Source organism: Pseudomonas sp. MPR-R2A5 (assembly GCF_058793055.1).
Map to the genome: position 1 here is coordinate 123,912 of NZ_JBXAFK010000004.1, position 20,154 is coordinate 144,065.

At 55.6% G+C, this 20,154-nt stretch carries 13 protein-coding genes and 2 pseudogenes; 12 read left to right on the plus strand and 3 right to left on the minus strand.

What is annotated here, in order from left to right:
* The first annotated feature begins 7 nt into the window (after positions 1-7).
* Positions 8-1,669 carry a SulP family inorganic anion transporter gene (locus AC1Q6I_RS04585; RefSeq protein WP_102623366.1) on the plus strand — a complete coding sequence of 554 codons (1,662 nt, stop codon included), beginning with the start codon at positions 8-10 and terminating at the stop codon, positions 1,667-1,669.
* 21 nt (positions 1,670-1,690) lie between these two features.
* On the opposite strand, the gene AC1Q6I_RS04590 is transcribed toward AC1Q6I_RS04585, so the two are convergent.
* Complete coding sequence (locus tag AC1Q6I_RS04590; protein WP_024075438.1) at positions 1,691-1,879, minus strand: ribbon-helix-helix domain-containing protein; 189 nt, start codon at positions 1,877-1,879, stop codon at positions 1,691-1,693.
* A 676-nt stretch (positions 1,880-2,555) separates the two neighbouring features.
* Here AC1Q6I_RS04590 and AC1Q6I_RS04595 point away from each other — a divergent pair.
* The 5 genes and pseudogenes from AC1Q6I_RS04595 to AC1Q6I_RS04615 all read left to right on the plus strand — a co-directional run bounded on the left by AC1Q6I_RS04595 (position 2,556) and on the right by AC1Q6I_RS04615 (position 8,101).
* Positions 2,556-3,923, plus strand: coding sequence for an epoxide hydrolase family protein (locus tag AC1Q6I_RS04595; RefSeq protein WP_102623367.1), 1,368 nt, complete (start codon positions 2,556-2,558; stop codon positions 3,921-3,923).
* 63 nt (positions 3,924-3,986) lie between these two features.
* Complete coding sequence (locus AC1Q6I_RS04600; RefSeq protein ID WP_102623368.1) at positions 3,987-5,060, plus strand: alpha/beta fold hydrolase; 1,074 nt, start codon at positions 3,987-3,989, stop codon at positions 5,058-5,060.
* A gap of 24 nt (positions 5,061-5,084) precedes the next feature.
* Positions 5,085-5,593: pseudogene (locus AC1Q6I_RS04605) on the plus strand (cytochrome P460 family protein).
* A 24-nt stretch (positions 5,594-5,617) separates the two neighbouring features.
* Positions 5,618-6,394, plus strand: a complete 777-nt coding sequence (locus AC1Q6I_RS04610) for an alpha/beta fold hydrolase (RefSeq protein WP_024075434.1) — start codon at positions 5,618-5,620, stop codon at positions 6,392-6,394.
* 249 nt (positions 6,395-6,643) lie between these two features.
* Positions 6,644-8,101: an aldehyde dehydrogenase family protein gene (locus tag AC1Q6I_RS04615; protein WP_102623369.1), complete on the plus strand. Its 1,458-nt coding sequence runs from the start codon at positions 6,644-6,646 to the stop codon at positions 8,099-8,101.
* A gap of 31 nt (positions 8,102-8,132) precedes the next feature.
* Here AC1Q6I_RS04615 and AC1Q6I_RS04620 read toward each other — a convergent pair.
* Together AC1Q6I_RS04620 and AC1Q6I_RS04625 are read right to left on the minus strand one after the other, a co-directional pair.
* Positions 8,133-9,005, minus strand: a pseudogene (locus AC1Q6I_RS04620) (ParA family protein); the annotation flags it as partial.
* Between the two features lie 803 nt (positions 9,006-9,808).
* The gene (locus AC1Q6I_RS04625) at positions 9,809-10,042 is read right to left on the minus strand and encodes a GNAT family N-acetyltransferase (protein ID WP_158244418.1); all 234 of its coding nucleotides are present in this window, start codon (positions 10,040-10,042) and stop codon (positions 9,809-9,811) included.
* Between the two features lie 457 nt (positions 10,043-10,499).
* Here AC1Q6I_RS04625 and AC1Q6I_RS04630 point away from each other — a divergent pair, with 457 nt between their 5' ends.
* The 6 genes from AC1Q6I_RS04630 to AC1Q6I_RS04655 all read left to right on the plus strand — a co-directional run bounded on the left by AC1Q6I_RS04630 (position 10,500) and on the right by AC1Q6I_RS04655 (position 20,010).
* The gene (locus tag AC1Q6I_RS04630; RefSeq protein WP_102623371.1) at positions 10,500-11,003 is read left to right on the plus strand and encodes a hypothetical protein; all 504 of its coding nucleotides are present in this window, start codon (positions 10,500-10,502) and stop codon (positions 11,001-11,003) included.
* A gap of 287 nt (positions 11,004-11,290) precedes the next feature.
* Entirely contained in the window at positions 11,291-15,361 is a 4,071-nt protein-coding gene (locus tag AC1Q6I_RS04635; RefSeq protein WP_102623372.1) for a KAP family P-loop NTPase fold protein, read from the plus strand.
* Positions 15,362-15,391: 30 nt separating this feature from the next.
* The gene (locus AC1Q6I_RS04640; protein ID WP_102623373.1) at positions 15,392-15,580 is read left to right on the plus strand and encodes a hypothetical protein; all 189 of its coding nucleotides are present in this window, start codon (positions 15,392-15,394) and stop codon (positions 15,578-15,580) included.
* 54 nt (positions 15,581-15,634) lie between these two features.
* Complete coding sequence (locus tag AC1Q6I_RS04645) at positions 15,635-17,239, plus strand: ATP-dependent nuclease (protein WP_102623374.1); 1,605 nt, start codon at positions 15,635-15,637, stop codon at positions 17,237-17,239.
* Positions 17,232-18,299 (plus strand): UvrD-helicase domain-containing protein, encoded by a 1,068-nt coding sequence (locus tag AC1Q6I_RS04650; protein ID WP_102623375.1) that lies wholly within the window; start codon positions 17,232-17,234, stop codon positions 18,297-18,299. The genes AC1Q6I_RS04645 and AC1Q6I_RS04650 overlap by 8 nt, the downstream gene beginning before the upstream one ends.
* 289 nt (positions 18,300-18,588) lie before the next feature.
* Entirely contained in the window at positions 18,589-20,010 is a 1,422-nt protein-coding gene (locus AC1Q6I_RS04655; RefSeq protein WP_102623376.1) for a Shedu immune nuclease family protein, read from the plus strand.
* Positions 20,011-20,154: the final 144 nt, after the last annotated feature.

The following is a 20,154-nucleotide window of genomic DNA, read 5'->3' on the forward strand; positions in this document are numbered from 1 at the left end:
GCTAGCCATGATTGCGATAGGTGAGGCATGGAAGGCGGGGTTGTTGGGACGAGGACACTGGCTTCGCAATGTGATGTCTGGCGTGATCGTCGGGATCGTGGCACTCCCGCTGGCCATGGCGTTTGCCATTGCATCTGGCGTCAAACCTGAGCAAGGCATCTACACCGCCATCATCGGTGGCCTGCTGGTTTCGCTCTTTGGCGGAAGCCGCTTGCAGATTGCCGGGCCGACAGGTGCGTTCATCGTGATTCTTGCGGGCGTCACGGCCGAGCATGGTGTCGACGGCCTGCAGATCGCCACGATGATGGCGGGGGCGATGTTGTTACTGCTGGGGATGGCCCGGCTCGGTGCAATCATCAAGTTTATCCCCGACCCGGTGATCGTCGGATTCACTGCGGGCATCGGCGTGATCATCTGGGTCGGGCAGTGGAGAGACTTTTTCGGATTACCGAAGGTCGGAGGAGAGCACTTCCATGAAAAGCTCTGGCATCTGCTCCAGGCCCTGCCGAATCTTCATATGGCCACGACCCTGCTGGCGGTACTTAGCCTTTTACTGGTCATCACTGCGCCCAGAATTCCCGGTCTCAAACAAGTGCCTGGCCCACTGATCGCCATGGCGGTCGCGACAGCGATCCAGTCCACCTTTCACTTCGAGGGGGTCGCCACGATTGGCAGTGCATTTGGTGGCATACCTCAAGGTTTGCCCGCGTTGAGCCTGCCTGAAATCACGCTGTCGCGGGTCATCGATCTGATTGGTCCGGCGTTCACTATCGCCATGCTCGGGGCAATCGAATCACTGTTGTCCGCGACGGTGGCCGATGGCATGGCAGGTACCAAGCACGACTCCAATCAGGAGCTGATCGGTCAGGGGGTGGCCAATCTGGTCACGCCATTGTTCGGCGGCTTCGCCGCTACCGGGGCCATTGCCCGCACGGCCACCAATATCCGTAACGGCGGCACAAGCCCGCTGGCCGGCATTACGCACGCAGTCACCTTGGTGCTGATTATTCTGTTTCTGGCACCTCTGGCCTCAAACATCCCGCTGTGCGCACTGGCCGCGATACTTTTTGTGGTCGCGTACAACATGAGCGAGCTAAAGCATTTCAAGCGCATGGTCCAGCGAGCCCCGCGCGCGGACGTATCGATCCTGCTCATCACCTTCGGCCTCACCGTGTTCAGTGATTTGGTGATCGCCGTGAATATCGGCGTCATTCTGGCGATGCTGCACTTCATACGCCGCATGGCCTCATCCGTGGAGGTGCAACAGGTCGTCGAGTACGAGCTTGAAGAAGAGCTGAAAGCTAATGGCCATGCTCAACTGCCGCCGGGAGTATTGATCTATACGATTGAGGGGCCGCTGTTCTTTGGGGCGGCCGAGACGTTCGAGCGTGTCCTTGCACAGACTCATACCGACCCGCGCCTGCTGATTATCCGTTTGAAGCGCGTACCGTTTATGGATATCACGGGCTTACAGGTGTTGGAAGAAGTCATCCAGCAACTGCACAAGCGGCATATCGTGGTGAAACTCTGCGAGGCGAATACGAAGGTACTCAACAAGCTCCATAGGGTGGGCATCTTGCAAGAAATCGGCGCGGAGCATTACCACACCGACTTCAACACCGCGCTGGCGAAAGCTGTCAGTCTCGTGGAGGACACATCGACCCTCTAGAGGCTAACTGCCCGTGTTCGGTTATGACTTGTTGCTGGTGGCGTACTTGCTTTTGGTCGAATAGCTGGCACCGTGGGTGTCCAGGTAGTCACGAACCAACTGACGGACCACCTGCGAAGGCGTCAAATCCTGTGCTGCACAGAGTTCCTCGAATGCCTTTTTCTTGATGGGATCGATGAGCACAGTGAGGCGCGCAGTCTTGCTTTCCATGGGGTATTCAATCACTCAATCGCTGGATGTTAATCAAATTGTAATTGCCTTGTCCTGTGCTGTCACTGTTACGACTGAGGGGCGTTCGGCAGGTCGATTGTGATCGGTCATGTGCCACCGGAAAGACTCCAGAGCTATCTCTGTCGAGCGCCTGGCGCAGCGGATCGGTTGCAGGCCGGACGACCGGTTGTGGCAGGATCGATACCCTCAAAACCCAGTACGCCCAGGTCGAGTTCATCGACCGCGCGCACTGGATTTTCTTCGGCTAACGTTTAGTGACTCTTAGCGCTTTACGAATGTTGAGCGGGGTATCTGCCCGTTCCTTGGGTAGTTATGCCGCCTGGCAATCGACGCGGTCTCGATGCCCTTTGCCGGGCTTGATGGGCTGAAAAGCCCTTATGTTTTCCACATCCCAGAAAAACCAATGCCCCGACAAGTCGGGGCATTGGTTTTTCTGATGAGCGAGTGGTCGGTTTGTATTGTTTTGTATCTGCGCTTTGGATAGATACACAGCGATTCTTTTAAGTCGGTTGATGACACATACGGGATACCTGCGGGGCTTTAAATGAACCCATCGAGAAGGCGCAAACCTTCTCCAATGGATGACTCATTTAACTCGCGGCTATCTCTGCGCGTTTCGCGACGTTGTCGACCAATGACTTATAGGAAATTCAAAATGCCTGCAGCTACGTTCGGTTTCACCTGGCGCCATTGTCTGGCTTCTTCCGTGAGAATGGGCGTTTTGGGGTTGGCCCTGATAGCCGGCAGCGGTGGTGCCTGGGCTGCTGGCCCGGCCGCCGATGCGTCAGTTGCCAACTCGGCCTCGACCAATCCCGAATCGATTCGACCTTATCGAATTCACGTCGATGAAGCTCAATTGACCGATCTGAAAAAGCGCATTGCGGCGACCCGCTGGCCGGACAAAGAGACCGTCAATGACGTTTCCCAAGGCGTGCAGTTGGCCCAGGTCCAGGCGCTGGTGAAGTATTGGGGCAGCGGCTATGACTGGCGCAAGGCCGAAGCAAAGCTCAATGCGCTGCCTGAATTCATCACGACTATCGACGGCGTCGATATTCAATTCATCCATGTTCGCTCGCGAAACCCCAACGCGATGCCGCTGCTTCTGACACACGGATGGCCAGGCTCACAGTTTGAGTTCCTGAAGACTATCGGCCCGCTGACGGATCCCGTTGCTTACGGCGGTAAGGTTGAAGATTCGTTCGACGTGATCATTCCATCGATTCCGGGACACGGTTTTTCCGGTAAGCCAACTGAATTGGGCTGGGGGCCGGATCGAGTCGCGAAGGCTTGGGATGTGCTCATCAAGCGTCTGGGTTATACCCACTATGTTTCCCAGGGCGGAGATCACGGTTCGGTGATATCGGATGCATTAGGCCGCCTGAATCCGCCGGGTCTGTTGGGCATTCACTTGAACATGCCGGCCACCATCCCGCCCGAATTGGTCAAGCCGATCAATAGTGGTGACCCGGCCCCTGTCGGGCTCACTGAGCCTGAACGCAAGGCGTTTGATTCCTTGAGCACCTTCTTCGGCCGCAATGCAGCATACGGCGCGATGATGGTTACGCGCCCGCAGACTATCGGTTACCTGCTGGCCGATTCGCCTACCGGTACTGCGGCGTGGATGTACGAAAAAATCGCCGCGTGGACGGACAGTGATGGTCAGCCTGAACGGGTATTGACCCGTGACGAGATGCTGGACGATATCAGCCTGTACTGGCTGACGAACGCAGGCGCATCGTCATCGCGTTTCTACTGGGAAAACAACAACAACAATTTCAGCGCCGCCGCGCAGAACACCGCAAGCATCAAGGTGCCGGTGGCGATCACGGTCTTCCCGCACGAGATCTATCAGGCGCCAAAAAGCTGGGCGCAACGCGCTTACCCATCACTTTCCTACTACAGCCAGGTTAACAAGGGCGGCCACTTCGCTTCCTGGGAGCAACCTCAATTGTTCAGCGAAGAGTTGCGGGAGGCCTTCCGGCCGCTGCGCGCCAAGCTGAGCGCAACGAAGACAGCCCAGTAGCTCACACGCAATCCAGTCAACACAACCGGGCCGCTATTCGGCGGCTCGCTACGGAGAAGCACCATGGAGACGACCTTGCTGAACAACCAAAATAAATCCAGCCGCCTGCGGGGTCTTGCCCCATCGCTGTTGGCAGCAGCGGCGCTGCAATTCGCAGCGGTGGTTGTCGGTTTTTCCCAAGCCAGCGCGGCTGATGTACCCGCGTCCACCATTGGGGCTATCACGCCGGGAGCCCACACCTCTCTCGGTGCTCTTAAGCATGTGAAAGCGGGGCTGCTGGACATTTCTTACGCGGAACTCGGCCCAGCCGATGGCCCTGTGGTCATTTTGTTGCACGGCTGGCCCTACGATATCAACGCATACGCTGATGTCGCTCCTGCTTTGGCGGACAAGGGATATCGAGTGTTGATCCCTTCTGCGCGGGGTTATGGCGATACGCATTTTCTCTCGGCCAAGACAGTTCGCAATGGTCAACCTGCTGCGCTGGCGACTGACCTGATCGACTTCATGGACGCGCTGAAGATCAAGACGGCGGTGCTGGGTGGGTTTGACTGGGGCGCCCGCACTGCAGATATCGTTGCCGCACTGTGGCCGGAAAGAGTGAAAGCCCTGGTCGCTGTGAGCGGTTACCTGATAGGCAGCCAAGAGGCGGGCAAGGCGCCATTGCCGCCAGCCGCCGAACTGCAGTGGTGGTACCAGTTCTACTTTGCGACCGAGCGCGGGCGCCTGGGCTACGAGAAAAACACCCATGACTTCGCCAAGCTCATCTGGAAGCTGGCGTCGCCACAGTGGAATTTCGACGACGCCACTTATGAGCGCAGCGCGGCGTCCTTGCAAAACCCTGATCACGTGGCCGTGTCGATTTTCAACTATCGCTGGCGCCTGGGGTTGGTCAAGGGCGAGGCCAGATACGACGCGCTGGAGAAGAAACTCGCGGTATTTCCATCCATCAGCGTGCCCACCATCACCCTGGAAGGTGATGCGAACGGCGCACCGCACCCACCTGCCGAAGCGTACGCCAAGCGCTTCACTGGCAAGTATGAGTACCGATTGCTCACCGGCGGTGTTGGTCACAACTTGCCGCAGGAAGCGCCGAAAGCCTTCGCCCAGGCGGTGATCGATGCCGATCATCTTTGAACACCGGCTGAGAGGATGGCGATGATGAAGCTGAAATTTCTTGCCGCGATGTCGGCTGCCATTGCAATCGCAGCGTTGACCGCTACCGGTGTTACCTCGGGCGACGCCAGTACTGGCGACGCCTCACCGATCTATGGCGTGAATTGCCTGAAAACTACCGCCTATGGCCGCTGATTGCGCCGGCGCAGGAAGCAGCCCCCCTGAATGAACTGCGAGCCGTGCTGGGCAATGACTCGGCCATCAAGGCTTATCAGGACTCAACGCTGCCATTCCCCGATGGCACGGTGCTGGTAAAGCTGGCCTGGAAACATGTGCAGTCCCCGGAATTCGAGCCGGCGTCCATCCCGGGGCCGGCCACGACCGTGCAGGTGATGGTCAAGGACTCGAAAAAATATGCAGCAACCGGGGGTTGGGGATTCGGGCGGTTTATCAACGGTAAACCGGCCGATGAAGCCCAACACGAAACCTGCTTCGCCTGTCACCAGGCGCGAGTGCGGAATCACGACTTTGTCTTCACTCGCTTCGCCCCCTGATTCCCGTCAAACCCGGAGTTAGCAATGAAAAAAGTATTAACCGCACTGGCCGTCGCCGTCAGCCTGAGCATGGCGACACACGCCTGGTCGCAAACTGAAAAACCCACGATTGTGCTCGTACATGGCGCCTTTGCCGATGCGTCGAGTTGGAATGGCGTCGTGAAGATTCTCGAGAAGGACGGTTACCCGGTGGTTGCCGCTGCCAACCCATTGCGCGGTGTAAAGAGCGATGGTTCGGCAATCTCGGCATTGCTGACGAGCATTCATTCGCCGGTGGTGTTGGTCGGCCACTCCTATGGCGGCAACGTTATCAGTGATGCGGCCAACGATCATGTCAACGTCAAAGCCCTGGTTTACGTCAGTGCGTTTGCACCTGAGGCCGGGGAAACCGTCGCCGGGCTGGCCGGCAAATTCCCAGGCAGCACGCTGGGCCCAACGCTGGCTGCGCCTGTACCACTGGCCGATGGGGGCAAGGACTTGTACATCCAGCAGGACAAATTTCACAACCAGTTCGCCGCGGACGTCCCCGCGAAAGAGGCGGCATTGATGGCCGCCACCCAACGTCCGGTAACGGAAGCGGCGCTCAACGAAGCGTCCGGCAGCCCTGCCTGGAAGCATATTCCGTCCTGGTACATCTACGGCGACAAGGACAAGAACATTCCACCACAAGCCATGGCGTTCATGGCCAAGCGCGCCGCTGCCAAAGCCGTGGAAGTGGTCAAGGGCGCTTCACATGTCGTGATGGTATCGAACCCGGAACCGGTTGCCCGCCTAATCGAAAAAGCCGCCACGGCGAAGTAACACGCCAAGGGCGAAGCGGCAGTGGGGAGACATCGCTCTGATCATCACCCTCCGTGTTTCGTAAGTAACCTTTCCAAAGAGGGCCCATTCGGGAGGCTGCAGATTTCCGCGCCCGTCATCCGGAGGGGCGCACGTGAGCCGATGCCCGGCTGAAAAGCAGGAGAGGGTGGGGCGACGACGAGGCCAACGCCTGGGCATACCGGGCGTTGTGCTTATCGCGGGCAACCGCAATCAATCAGGTACGCCACGATGTGGAAGATCAATCACAGTTACATTGATGGAGCATTCGTTCCCGTTCAGGGCAATGAAACGGTGCAATGCATCAATCCGGCTACCGAGGAGGTCATCGGTACGCTCACCCTGGCTGATCGTGAAGATGCCAAGCACGCTATCGCGGCGGCTTCGCGTGCTCAAGTCGCGATGGGCCGCACCTCCAAGGCCGAGCGTATCGACATGCTCGAGCAGTTGCAGGCTGCCGTGCTGGCGAGCACGAATGAAATTCGCGATACCGCCATCGAAGAGTACGGTGCGCCGTTTGCCCGTGCGCAATGGGTCAGTCGCTACGCCTCGCAGTCATTTACCAATGCGGCGCTGGTGTTGAAACACTTCGACCTGAGTCGTTCGGTCGGTGACGCTACCGTGGTGATGGAGCCGGTCGGAGTCGCGGCGCTGTTTGCCCCCTGGAACAGCACCGCCGGGACGATATGCAGCAAACTGGCATCGGCCATTGCGGCTGGCTGTGCCTCGGTCATCAAACCGAGCGAGTTGAGCCCCTTGCAGACCACCGTGCTCGCCCATGCGTTGCATCGCGCAGAGTTGCCCAAAGGGGTTTTCAACATTCTGTTGGGACGCGGCAGTGATGTGGGTGACGAAATCAGCGCCAGCCCACTCATCGCGAAAGTTTCATTCACCGGGTCCACCGCCACCGGAAAGCTCATTGCACGCGCCGGAATCGAGACCATGAAGCGAGTGAGTCTGTCGCTCACGGGGAAGTCGGCCTCTATCATCCTGGATGACGCCGATCTCGACATCGCCATTCCCCTGGCTCTGAATGCTGCGTTCATGAACAACGGTCAGGCATGTGTCGCCGGCACACGTCTGCTGGTGCCACGCACGCACGCCGAGGACATTATCAACCGCGTCAAAAGCCTGGTTGGAGCGATGGTCGTCGGCAATCCGCAGGATCCGGCCACTGCGCTCGGGCCGCTGGTCAATCGCGCCCAATTCGACCGCGTACAAGCTTTCATCCGCCGCGGGCAGGCGCAAGGCGCGACGTTGATTATCGGCGGGGAGGGCAGACCAACCGGCTTGGATAAGGGCTATTTCGTCAGGCCTACGGTCTTTGCCGAGGTCAGCAGTGACATGGACATCGCGCAAGAGGAGATTTTCGGCCCGGTGCTATCGATCATTGCGTATGACTCGCAAGAACAAGCGATCGCTATTGCCAATGCCAGTATCTACGGTTTGCAAGCTTATGTGTTTTCCCGGCAACTGGAACGTGCCCAACGCCTGGCAACCCAACTGCAGGCCGGCTCGGTGTTGATCAACAGAATTTCGCCAGAGCTGCTGGCGCCGTTCGGCGGGGTAAAGCAGTCCGGTGTCGGTCGGGAGTTTGGAGTCTTTGGGCTGGAAGCATTTCTTGAGGCCAAAACAAAAATCTCGAATCGTAATCTTTCTCTTTGGTGGTGGAACCGCGTGCCGAGTTGAACAGCATGCCCTGCAAACCGAGTTTTCTATATTACTTCCAGTTGTTGGGAAGTCGCCAATGGATGAGTTCATCTGCCAGGCGACGCATCTCACGAGCGGCATGTGAACGCGGTGCGAAATCTACGAATGCGCTGAAATACCCGTATTCCTGTCCCGGAGGAGGGGCGTCCTCCAGCATCTCGATGGCGATCCGGTAAGCGCCGGTCAGCTCAGTATGCAGAGGAGGAAACTCCAGTGAGTCGACCAGCTCGAGCACGCGCTCGCGGCGCCGGCAGGTCGAGTATTTCGAGTCGATGATGTCCTGATACTGTTCATCACTCAGCTTCACAAAATCGCCAACAAATTCTTCGAGCTCACTGCTGACGCCTCCGACATCACAGTTTGTCAGCAAGCCGAAGTAGCTTGGTGTTGTCTCGCGGCATTTGATGTTCTGCAGCGCCGAGACGAATCTCCCAGCGCTGCGCACAGCCATCGAACAGTTGGTGTCCACGACCACTGCAACCAGATTTGCAAAGCGCCGTACCAGTTCGAGCTCAGCGTTCACATCAAGCAACACGTAATCATGCCGCGCGATGAGTTCGTTGAGTTTTTCTGTAGCTCGCTGTTTTCGTTCCAGTGCTTCTAATTCATCGGCATGAACGAACTGGTACTTCGCTTGTTCGTTTGGGGGCAAAGCCGCCAGTTGATCGCGAATCCGCTTGCGACGCTGCTTCACTGCCGATGGGAATGTGATGAGGTCGCGCTCATCGAAGAACCCAACTCGACTTGCCCAACTGCCTGGGGCCGGTTGTTCGCCATCTTCGCATGCATAACGGTGGTTATAGTCATTCGTCACGACTGCTACTCGAAACCCCAACTCGGCAAGTGCGACTGCGAGGTTCACAGTGATGGATGTCTTTCCAACCCCCCCCCTTGTAGCAGGCGATAGCTAGCGCGAGCCCACGTGGTTTTACATCAATATCAAGACCCAGTTTCCGCAGGTTGATCCCTGAACGAGCCAGGAAGCTCCACAGCGCAGCAGGGGAGGGTAAGCGTGAGGTTACGTTGCCGCTATCGGTTTCCCAGGATCTCCATGTTCTCTCGGCAACGTTGGCCCACATCGCGGCCAGATTGACGCTGACGCCGGCCGCCTCGCGGAGTTCTTTCGAATGCTTTCGTAGTTGGTTGTCCATGATCGTCCTCCAAATTCGTTGGTTCTGAAGACTAACCAAATCCCAGATGGCAAAAAATCATGAGCAGAGTGCCGGGCTTTTTTCACTACGAGCATTGTGCCACGATTGGACTACTGTGAGGTCGGATGAAGAGCTCTCCAGTGAATTCCAAACCTTCGCCACTTAAGACGACTGTATCTGAGGCGCTGCCAACAAGGTTACCTAGCCGGCCTCGAGCTCAAGCGCTGAAGCTGGCTAGGCGCGGCAAGGTCGTTGTTACAAAGGCCTCCCTAAGGGGGCGTCAATACTTATCGAAAGGCTGCTGGTAATACCACTGGCTGGAACTGACAGCCAGAGTGAGCGTCAAGGTGCGATTTGCATTACAACTGGGGCTAAGGCTGCGGATTAGGGCAGTGGTACCCAAGTGTAAAAAATCCAGAGAGTTCATGTCTCACCGGCAACCGTTGCTCCCGACCGTAGCGGGAAGCCTCGGTTTTCACCGAAAATAGGCGCAGCCATAAGTTAGCCATTTTCTGGGAAGCTAGTCATTCCTAGATCAGGCTGTCTGTTGTTCTAGTGCTTCCCGGATAGCATCAACTGATCCGACCCAATGTTGGCGGTTATCGTAGTGCGCAAAGCCCAGCCGCTCAGCAAAAGCAGATGCTTTAGCGTTGGCACTCTCAATGAGCAGATGTCGGTAGCCAAACGTCGGCGCCAGCTCTACCAGGCGCTCAATTAAGGCTCGTCCATGTCCAACGCGTTGGTGCTTGAATCCGATTCGAGCGATCACCAAAGTGTCCCGTGGACAGTTAGCGTCGGGCCTTCCGAATAAACGGAAATAGAGATCGAACTGCCTGCTAAGCGCCTAGACTGTTGCAAATGATCTCCAGACTCGATGCTGGACAAACCTGGGCTTGTAGGTAAACCGCTCCAGGATGAAATCCCTCAGGTGAGGTATCAATTCCTCAGACCGTGCTTCGGAGAACTCAAACCACTCATCATCACTGGCATCTACAGCGGGAATTTTCGACATTGTCGTGCTCCTATTCTGCGTGGAAAAATACCGAAGTGTAAGCGGCAGACATTCAATGTTTCCGATTGAATGGGAAATAACGTGATGAGACGACATCATGAGCACTTCGCACCTACTTCGCGAGTATATTTATTCAGCCATTTGAGTTACATCGTATTGGTAGGTATATATTTTTGAAATCGTGAAATACCCCCCCAGCTACTTTGGAGCCTCTATGCAGTTGAAAAAAACCAACATTCTGATTCCAGCGCTCATCGGTCTCAGCGTTTCCTTGACGTTTCTGTATGTTCAGTTAAATTTGTTCGACGTTGTTGTATGGAACTATAACGTTTGCCATATGCTTTTTGGATTCACCTTTCCTTTCTTCCTCAGTTATTTGGCTATTCCCCCTGGTAAGGTAGAGCAGATCCGCCTGCGTGAAGTCTTCAATCGGATCATGAGCGTTCCGGCACACGCTTGGCCTTTGGCCGGAGTCCGTACCATGTGGCGTTCCATCGTCCGTGACTTCAAGGAGGGTCTACCGTGGAGCCCATTGATGGGTGTTGCTTTTACGCTATTCTTCGCCCTTGGCAATGAGGTGATTGTCGATCCGGCTACAAACGGTATTCCTTTCACCTCTGCCTACGGAAATTTCGTCGCTGATGTTTGCGGAATGATGCTGTTTCTTTTGATCACTTACCCGTTTGTAAAGCACTCCATGAGGTTTGAAAGGGCATAAACATTCGCGCTAATTGAGGTGAGAGGATGGTCGTCTAAGACGACCGCTCTCGACTTGCTTTGGCTCGGCGCGGATATATCTCGTAGCTGTTGATCCGCGGTCGAATGAAGCGCTGGAACTCATCGACGATCTCAAGTTTTTTTCCGGATCGATCACAAGGCCGATTTCAATCGTTTCCACCTGATCAGGTGCGACCGCGAACAGAGTTGTGTAATCCAGCAACCTTCCATTACGCTTGCTTAATAGTGGCAGCCCGCCAGTAATACGTTGATGAAGGAACGCAACGCATGCCTGAACCCTATCAGCCGATGCCGGCAGTGCTTGATCGGCAAATTGAAAACGAAGCTCAGGATGCGTTTGGGCATAGGCACTTTGCTCAGGCTCTGCAAAGTCTGGTTGAGGCTGAACACCATAAGCCACCGTTTAGCATTGGTTTGCTTGGTGGCTGGGGTACAGGTAAAAGCTCAATCAAAGAGCTATATACCCGAGGACTTGCTGATGTTGCATCTGACGGCACGGGGAAGCCATCGCGTCGAGATCGCATCAAAAGCATTACCTTCAACGCTTGGCGATTCGGCGGGAAGGATCAGGACATCAAGCGAGCGCTACTACGCCACGTGTTCATGGAGTTGGGCGGCGACGAGCAAGCTCTGCACGACAAGCTTTTTCGAAGTGTCACGCAGGTCGAAACCCAGTGGAAAGGGTGGAGAGAGTATGCAGTGCAGCTTTGGCGCGCTTGGTCGCTTCCATTGCCGGCGTTCGTTGGGGCAATGGTGCTACTCTTTGGCTTGGTATGGGTCGGCCTAGCCATACTTCCCTGGAGCAATCCCATTGTTCAATCGACATTCATTTTGGCGATTAGCGGTGCTTACAGCTATCTGCTCAAGAATTTGAAGCCCTCGAAGGTGGATAGCTATCGGTCTATCACCAAGGTGTCCCTGCCGAGCGCTAGCGCTGAGCAGTATGAAGAGATGCTTCTTGAACAGCTCAAGGTGTTTAAGGGCCCTGCGTCGGGTATCCTTACCAAGGCAGATCCCTGTGAGCGCCTGGTGATTTTTGTAGATGACCTTGATCGGCTCTCAGCTGAGGAAATGGTACTCGGCCTTGATGCTGTTCGGGCGTTTATGGAAATTCCTCCAGAAAAGCTGCCATGCGGTCTGGGGCTAGTCTTTGTTATTTCCTGCGACGAAGCTAAGGTCGCTGATGCATTAGCTCGTGGTCGCGGAAATCCAGAGCAGCCTGGTACCGTATTCACCCACATGGATGCCCGTAGGTATCTCGACCGAATCTTCCAGTTCCGGTTGGAAATTCCCCCTGCGCCGAGGGGGGATATGAGGCAGTTCGCTCTGAAGCATCTATCATCGTTCGCTGACATCGTGAATGATTTGAATGACCTGGGCGCAAGTCCAGAGCAAGTGATCGACCGCATGATTCATGTGAATGTGGTGGATCCGCGTAATGCCTTGCAGATTGTCAATGCATTTGCCCAGTCATGGTGGCTGGCAAAACGACGCGAGTACGAGGGCAGCGCAGGCGAGCGACCTGGTGGACTTCACCAAGGCGCAGTAACCAATCATCCCATATCGCTCGGCGCGCTCAGTGCTGCCCGGGTGAGCTTCCCTGATTTCTATCGCGATCTACAGGATGACCCACAGCTGCTCGGCCGCCTGACAGAGCTTTTGGTGCATGAGGGGGAGCTCTCGAACCAGCCTGTTGAAGCGCGAGCTCTGCTGGTTAAGCGTTACGTCATTGAGGATAAGGAAGGCAAGGCGACAATACGAGAGGGGTGCAGAGACCTACGCCAATTCCTTTCGAGCCTCGTAGGGCTGCGCTGGCCGGACTCACTGCAGAGCTTGCTTTTGCTGTCTGAGGATCCAATCACTCGCAAGTTCGGCGCAGGTACAAGCACGCTATATAACATGCTGGTGTCTGGTGATACCCGGGGGCTGATCGAGCAACTGTCCACTCGTACAGATCAAATTGTGCTCAGCGAAGACCAGGCTCAGCTGCTTCATGAACTGATTAGCGACCTGCATCTGGAGACGGTGTCACGACGACACAACGCAATGCGCGTGATAGCGAACTTGCTTGACCATCTACCGCCGCGAACTGTGCGATTGATGCTAGGCAAGCTCTGCAATGAGCTGACCGCATCCTTGGATCTCAGGGCGATGGTTGGCTTGGATAAAATCGAATCCGTAGTGTCGCTCGCCAATGCACAGGAACAGAGGCAGATCGCGGCTGAGCTCGTTGATGACTTGCTGACGACGCAGCATCAAATTGAATTTAGATTGGAAACCATGCAGACCCCGAGCCTGGATGAAGCGAAGGCAATGGTGCGCAAAGCTTGTGAAATTGCACTCAACGTTCGAGAGCGCCATGGGCTACCTGCACCGCAAGAACGCAAACTCGTTGAATGGCTGAAGATCAGAGATGTGACCTTAGGCAAAGGCTCATACCATTTCGACTTCAACACTCTTGAGCAGTGGATCGGCAGTCACGAGGAAATGCTGCTAGTGATGCTAGGTGCTGACTACGCCTCGCTTGTAGCCGATGAGGTTGAAGCAGGTAGATCGCAGGCAATCGCGCTACCGATCGTTTCAGGTCGAGTGGATCAACTGTTTGCAAGCCTTGCATCGAAAGGGGAAGAAAGCCGCGAGGAGCTCTGGAAGCTTGTTCAGCGCTATCTCAAGCTGTCACCGCCCGAATTGCAGGCCTGCGCCCTGACGACATTGGAGCATTCGCATCAATTGGCTGGCGCCCAGCCACTGTCGACTTGCTTGGTCTCCATTGTTCGAAACCTTATCGCTCACCCAGAACCAGTGGTCGATTATGAGCGGGGGTTCCTCTGGGTGCTAGCGACCGCATCGGCGCGGTTTACAGATCTTACAAAAGATGCAAAATCGAGCCTTGCCGACCTTTGTGACAACTTATCGGGAGGGGAGGCCTACCAAGCGGATGCAGTTGCGCTTTTCGAGCAGATCATTCAGCGCGAGTCTAGTTTGTTGGCACAGGTAAGTACTAATTGGGTCGAGGATTTTGCAGATGACCTGCCGCTCGATTGCTGTGCCTCGCTCCTAAGAGCTTATGAGGGTGTTCCGGAAGAGGTGCAGACCAAGATCATCGCGTATTTTGATACAGGATTTACTGCCTCAACTCTGCCTGATCGCTTCGGCGAGCTTTATGCCTGCGCCGCGTCGAACATCCCGCGCAAGTCATGGGATTCTGGTCAACTGCATGATCACCTAGATCGCTCGTTGAGCCGGCTTCCCTCGAGAGTCTCTAGGTCGGTAGAAGATCTGGAGGCTTTGATGGGCGGGCTTTCGAAAATCTATCTCCATGGTTCGCCCGCCACTATCGCAACTTGCTTGCGAGATACGTTCTCCACTGCGGCCAGCTATCCAGCTCAACATAACCAGCTGCATCTGTCTCTCGCCGGCAAATGGCCCTCTACAGATGTGGTACAGCCGGGTTATGGGCCAGACACGATATTCGTCGAGGCGATTAACGTGGGCCGGCGGAGCCCGAATGAGGCTGGGCGCGGACTGCTCCGCTCTCTGGACTCCATGCTCGAGTCGGGAGTTGTTGGGCATGAGCGTGAAGTTGAGCTGATGGAGTTGGCCTGCTTGATCTGGCAGACCCACCCAATTGAAGCGCAGCAGTTCCTCATGAGCAAATCCAGAAAACTCACTCCCAGCCAAATCGCCCAACTACCAGGCGCCATAAGCTGGGAGTCGACTGAGGAAGTGGGTTGGCTCAAAGGCGCTTGGGGAAAAGCTGTACCTGCTCTCGACACGTCGGAACGAACTGCGACGACTTTGCTGGTGCTCGCGTTGGGGGCGGTCGGTAGCGCTAAATTGCCAGACCAAGCACTATCCCTATGGATCAGTTGCCTCGGTGTAGGCGGTTATCAAGTGCTGGTGCAAGCCTTGCTGTCTAGCGACACCACCGATGACGGCAGGCGTCGTCTGTGGCGTCAGGTCGCATCGCTGAAGCCTGCGCCAGCGCCTGATGAATTGATCAACCTAAGCGTCCGAATGTTGCCGTTGGCAACGGCACCCGAGACCACAGCGGCTGTTAACAATGACCTGGAATCGATTTGTAACCGCCTGAGTGACCAGGAGAGCCGACTGACCACTTCGAAGCTTCTGTTGGGTACGATCTCTGGCTGTTCATCGGTCACGATCAAAACCAATCTCGCTCGGCTTGCTTTTTCCCTCGGCACACAAGCCGCATTGTCGGGAGTTGATGAGTCAGCGCTTAGCGAGGATGACTTGCAGATTATCGGGGATGTTTTTGGGAAGGGGCGCGAACTGACCAAGCTCAAAGCGCGTTTCGAAAAGTTGCCTCGTGCATAGTTGGTATGCATTGTCGCTCGGGAGGGTCTGATGCAAATGTCTGCAGGAACACTGGCTGAATACCTGGCAGCAACGGACAAGGTTGCCCGAAGTCATGCTGCTTCACCGCCTCAGCTGAAGTACATGGTCGATGAAATGGACGCTTTCTTCCATCGCGAATTCTTCGCCCAGCCCTTGGAAATGACTCCCATCGCAGCAGTGCTAGTGATGAATGCATAAGGCAACATGGCCATCAAAGCGCCATATAGCAGCACTCGCCAAGGAACGTCGAACGTGATCACCAAAATCCGCATCCGTGGGTACCGCATCTACAAAGATTTCCTCCTGAAGCCCAACCCGGGCGTGAACATCCTGGTCGGTGACAATGACGCCGGCAAGTCCACGCTGATGGAGGCGATCTCGCTGGCGCTTAACGGACGGATCGGTGGGCGGGGGATCCTGGAGGAGCTGAACCCTCACTGGTTCAACACCGAGATGGTGGCTGAATTTCTTGCTCTCAGGAATGCGGGAAAGAAGCCTAAACTCCCGGAAATCCTGCTTGAGCTTTACCTGCAAGACACACTGGAACTCCAGGTGTTGCTCGGCGCCGTTAACGCGGACGTCCCAACGAACGCCTGTCCTGGAATCGTTCTTTCTATTGCCCCCAATGAGGAGTATCAGTATGAGCTGGATGAATGGCTGAAAGCCCCATCCGTACTGCTCCCCGTCGAGTATTACACCTACGAATGGCGCTCCTTCGCTGATAGAGAACTCACACGACGGCCACGGGCGCTCTCGGTGGCCACCATCGATTCTCGCACGGTCAAATCCGCTGCCGGCGTTGATTATCATCTCCGCCAGATCCTTAGCGACCACTTGGAAACATCCGAGAAAGCACAGATTTCTCTGGACTACCGAGGTATCAAAGCATCTATGACTGATGGCGCGCTGGCACCGGTGAACAAGCGACTTTCCGGTCTGGGCGCCGCGCTACAGTCAGAGCCTATGGCGCTGGCAATGGATCAGACATCTCGTACGTCTTGGGAAAGCGTGGTTACTCCACATGTCGACGGGCTTCCGTTCGCGATGGCAGGCCAGGGGCAACAGGCTGCTATCAAGATCTCTCTCGCGATGAAGCGTCATTCCTCGAAGGCGAACATCGTGATGATCGAGGAGCCTGAAAACCATTTATCTCACACCAGCCTGACAACCCTACTCAATCGCATTGAAGATCTGGCGACGGAAGAGCAGCAGCTTTTCATTTCGACTCACAGCACCTACGTGTTGAACCGGCTCGGCCTCGATGCATTGCTGCTTCTTCACCGCAACAGTGCGTCCAAAATCACAGAACTTGATCCGGATACAGTGAGCTACTTTCAGAAGCTGCCTGGCTACGACACCCTCCGCTTAGTGCTAGCGAAAAAAGTCGTCTTGGTCGAGGGGCCATCCGACGAAATCATATTCGAACGCGTCTACAACGATTGCTTCGGCGCACGCCCGATGGCCCACGGGATAGATGTCATCAGCATGCGTGGACTGGCACTGGCGCGATGCCTTGAGCTTTGTGCAGCGATCAACAAACCTGTAGCAGTGATGCGCGACAACGACGGCGTTGACCCAATCGACCTACGTACTCCGGTTCTAAAGTGGCTGGACGTGAAGCGCAGAGAGCTGTTCATCGGCTCCGTCGCTGACGGCACCACGCTCGAACCCCAGCTCATCACCGCGAACGGCGAGTCTCAGTTGCGCAAGATGCTCGGTATCACTGCAGCAGCGACCCTATTGACCTGGATGGCGCGCGAGAAAACAGAAGGGGCAATTCGACTGGCTGAGTCGACTGAAGTACTCACCCCACCGGCCTACATGAAGGCCGCTGCGGAGTTTATCCACAATGCCTAACCTTCTGACCTTGGCTGTCGCTGGTGGTAGAAAAACTCAAGGACTGGTCGATCACTGCAAAGAGTTGCCTACCGATCGACGTGTGCTCATTGTCACGTTCACCCAGACGAATCAGCAGGAACTGATCCATCGCCTCGGCACCCAGGTCGGCGATCGCCACAACCTCGAGGTTCTGGGCTGGTACACATTCTTGCTTCGCCACTTTGCAAAACCGTTCCTGCCATTCAAATTCCCAAGGGAGCGGGTAGGGGGCTTCAACTTCGAGGGTCGCCCAAGCATGTACGCGAACGGCAAACAGAGATTTATGGATGTTAGCAACCAGATCTACGCATGCGAGCTCGGCCGTCTCGCACGCGAGTTGATGGCAGCCACACCCATGTTGTTACGACGACTGGAGTCTATCTACGACGAGATTCTTATCGACGAGGTACAAGATCTCAGTGGCTACGATTGGGAAATCGTCCATGAATTACTTGGGTCGGGGATCGACGTCCGCATGGTTGGTGACGTGCGCCAAGCGGTGCTCTCGACAAACCCGAGGGGACAGAAAAACAAACGGTATGGGTACGCAGGTGCGCTTGAATGGTTTCTTGTACGCGAAAAAGTAGGGCTGCTTAGCATTGACTATACGACCACGACTTACCGCTGCCGAACTGAAATCGCGACGTTCTCTGACACCATTTTTGATGCGTCATGGGGCTTCCCAGGAACCAAGTCAGAGAACCACGCGGTGTCTGAACATGATGGCGTGTACTTAGTGAATTCCAAGCACGTTCATCAATACGTTGAGCAATACCGACCTCAGTGCCTGCGCAGCACCATAGCTTCTGGCAAGGAGTTTGCGTTGGATTTCATGAATTTCAAATTGTCGAAAGGTGCCACATTCGAGCGCGTGCTGATCATGCCTACCGCGCCAATCAAGGCCTTTATTCAGAAGCAGACCTATCTGGAGGCAACGTCAGCGGCTGCCTTTTATGTTGCTGCTACACGGGCCAAGCAAAGCTTAGCGATCATCATCGACAAACCTGGTAACTCGAAACTGCCGGTTTGGGTGCCGTAGTTGAGAGGAGCAGGGCGCCTGCGAGGGGGCAAACTTTAGTTCTAGGCAACAACCTATATTCTCTCTGGCGAAATCACTATTTGGGGTTACCCCAGGGACTGGTTAGCTAGGTGCGGCATTTAGGGTCGCAAGGGCCGACAGGCAAGTCCCCCGACTCTTTATGCTGTAAGAGCATTGCACTGTCAGCTCAACCAGCCTTCGCTAGGCAATATCGCGGACAGTCCTTGGCATGTGAGCCTCATGTTCAGCAACCAGCGATACCAATAACAATCGTCATGGAGATAGAGCAATGGAAGGGCCTAAGCAAACCTCGCAGGACATGTGGAATGGGGAGGACGTGCTTGAGCCGAGCTTCATCACCATTCGCCGGCCATTGAAAAGCGGCTTTTGCGTTGACCTGTATCTTCAGGTCTTCGAAAAAGTTTCCATGGACAAATGGCGGTCACTGCCCGAAGACGGATGGCATCACCTAGCAACGATCGAGCCTAGCTGGATTACGATGTATCCCATCTACACCAACCCACACACTCAGCGCTATCGGAGCCCTAAGAACGGAAACGTGGGTTGCATCCTGTACAGCCATCAGTCGACGCGCGACTTTCCAGACACTCCGGATGATGCCGTGCTCTATATCGACGTCAGTCTCCCTCGCAAACTGTTTGATTCCTGTGATGAAGGGCTGGGGCTTGTGAAACAGCTCACCCCGCTCTGGCGAGGCTTGCGATTCGCTCCTGGTTTAAAAACCCTAGTCATATCGGATGATATTGACACCTCGATCACAGACGACATTGTCTTTGTGAGTGAGGCGAGGGTGGATGAATGCCGTAGAACATGCATGCGGATTACCCGGGCCCGAAAAAAGAGTGAGACGTCAGCCCAGTTGCACTGGGTGATGAGCCAGGTGTTTCCGACGCTGATGCCCAATGTAGTGTTCGAAGGCAGTCGCCCTGTACTGGTGAGCGATACGAATGCTCGTAAGGTCGGCAATACAATTGCACAAGCTGCTGTGCGAGCGCGGCGTCACCAGCTTAGGGAGATGAAGGTCGGTGTTGAGATGCTGGCAAAGGAAGCTCCTCGCGAACTTTTCGAACTGCGCGCTGAGATCGAGAGGGTTACCTTGGCTGTGATGATCGAAAAGTTCGAGACCATGCTTGGCCAGAACCTCAACGAGGGGCTCTGGCAGCAGTTTTTCGAGGCCAATGTGTTCATCTTAGGGATGGTGTTCGCGCGCCCGGTGGCACTTCTGCATAGTCAGTTCCATGCTCGGGGATCCATGGTCAATGGAGCTGGCGCCCACATCGGCGACCTGCTTTTCGCGCAGGGACGCGAGCTGGCCATCGTGGAGATCAAGAAGCCTTCCACCCCACTCATGCAGACCAGGCCGTATCGCAATCGCGATGTTTTCGGCCCACATCTGCAGCTCAGTGGAGCGATCACTCAGGTACTGCATCAGCAAGGCCTGATGCGCTCCAACTGGCTGTCACACCTGCAAGACCCGACGATGCGAGACTTGCAACCAGACACAGCGAGGTGCGTCGTCATTGCAGGTACCAAGCCAACCGAAGAGGGCCGCCGGCGCAGCTTCGAGATCTTTCGCAACGCCTGTAAGGACGTCGAGGTCGTCACATTTGACGAGTTGCTTGGTAAGCTGCGGATGCTGGCTCAGCACCTGGTACCCGTAGATCCAGTCGACATCCCAGACATTTTCTGAAGAGCAGGCTGCGTGAGATCTCGAATGAAGATACACAGCGAGGGAACGCCGCGGCCCGTCAGATACCTGCCTGCATTTTTTCTGTTCGGATATTGCGCAATAAACGTTCCCAGCTCTTGGCCAATTTGCACATCGCCACGTCTG

Bases quoted from the DNA above. Each gene is read 5' to 3' on its own strand.
- AC1Q6I_RS04590 (WP_024075438.1), bottom strand. From the start codon at position 1,879: ATGGAAAGCAAGACTGCGCGCCTCACTGTGCTCATCGATCCCATCAAG.
- AC1Q6I_RS04585 (WP_102623366.1), top strand. From the start codon at position 8: ATGATTGCGATAGGTGAGGCATGGAAGGCGGGGTTGTTGGGACGAGGA.
- AC1Q6I_RS04640 (WP_102623373.1), top strand. From the start codon at position 15,392: ATGCAAATGTCTGCAGGAACACTGGCTGAATACCTGGCAGCAACGGAC.
- AC1Q6I_RS04615 (WP_102623369.1), top strand. From the start codon at position 6,644: ATGTGGAAGATCAATCACAGTTACATTGATGGAGCATTCGTTCCCGTT.
- AC1Q6I_RS04600 (WP_102623368.1), top strand. From the start codon at position 3,987: ATGGAGACGACCTTGCTGAACAACCAAAATAAATCCAGCCGCCTGCGG.
- AC1Q6I_RS04650 (WP_102623375.1), top strand. From the start codon at position 17,232: ATGCCTAACCTTCTGACCTTGGCTGTCGCTGGTGGTAGAAAAACTCAA.
- AC1Q6I_RS04630 (WP_102623371.1), top strand. From the start codon at position 10,500: ATGCAGTTGAAAAAAACCAACATTCTGATTCCAGCGCTCATCGGTCTC.
- AC1Q6I_RS04610 (WP_024075434.1), top strand. From the start codon at position 5,618: ATGAAAAAAGTATTAACCGCACTGGCCGTCGCCGTCAGCCTGAGCATG.
- AC1Q6I_RS04635 (WP_102623372.1), top strand. From the start codon at position 11,291: ATGCCTGAACCCTATCAGCCGATGCCGGCAGTGCTTGATCGGCAAATT.
- AC1Q6I_RS04595 (WP_102623367.1), top strand. From the start codon at position 2,556: ATGCCTGCAGCTACGTTCGGTTTCACCTGGCGCCATTGTCTGGCTTCT.
- AC1Q6I_RS04655 (WP_102623376.1), top strand. From the start codon at position 18,589: ATGGAAGGGCCTAAGCAAACCTCGCAGGACATGTGGAATGGGGAGGAC.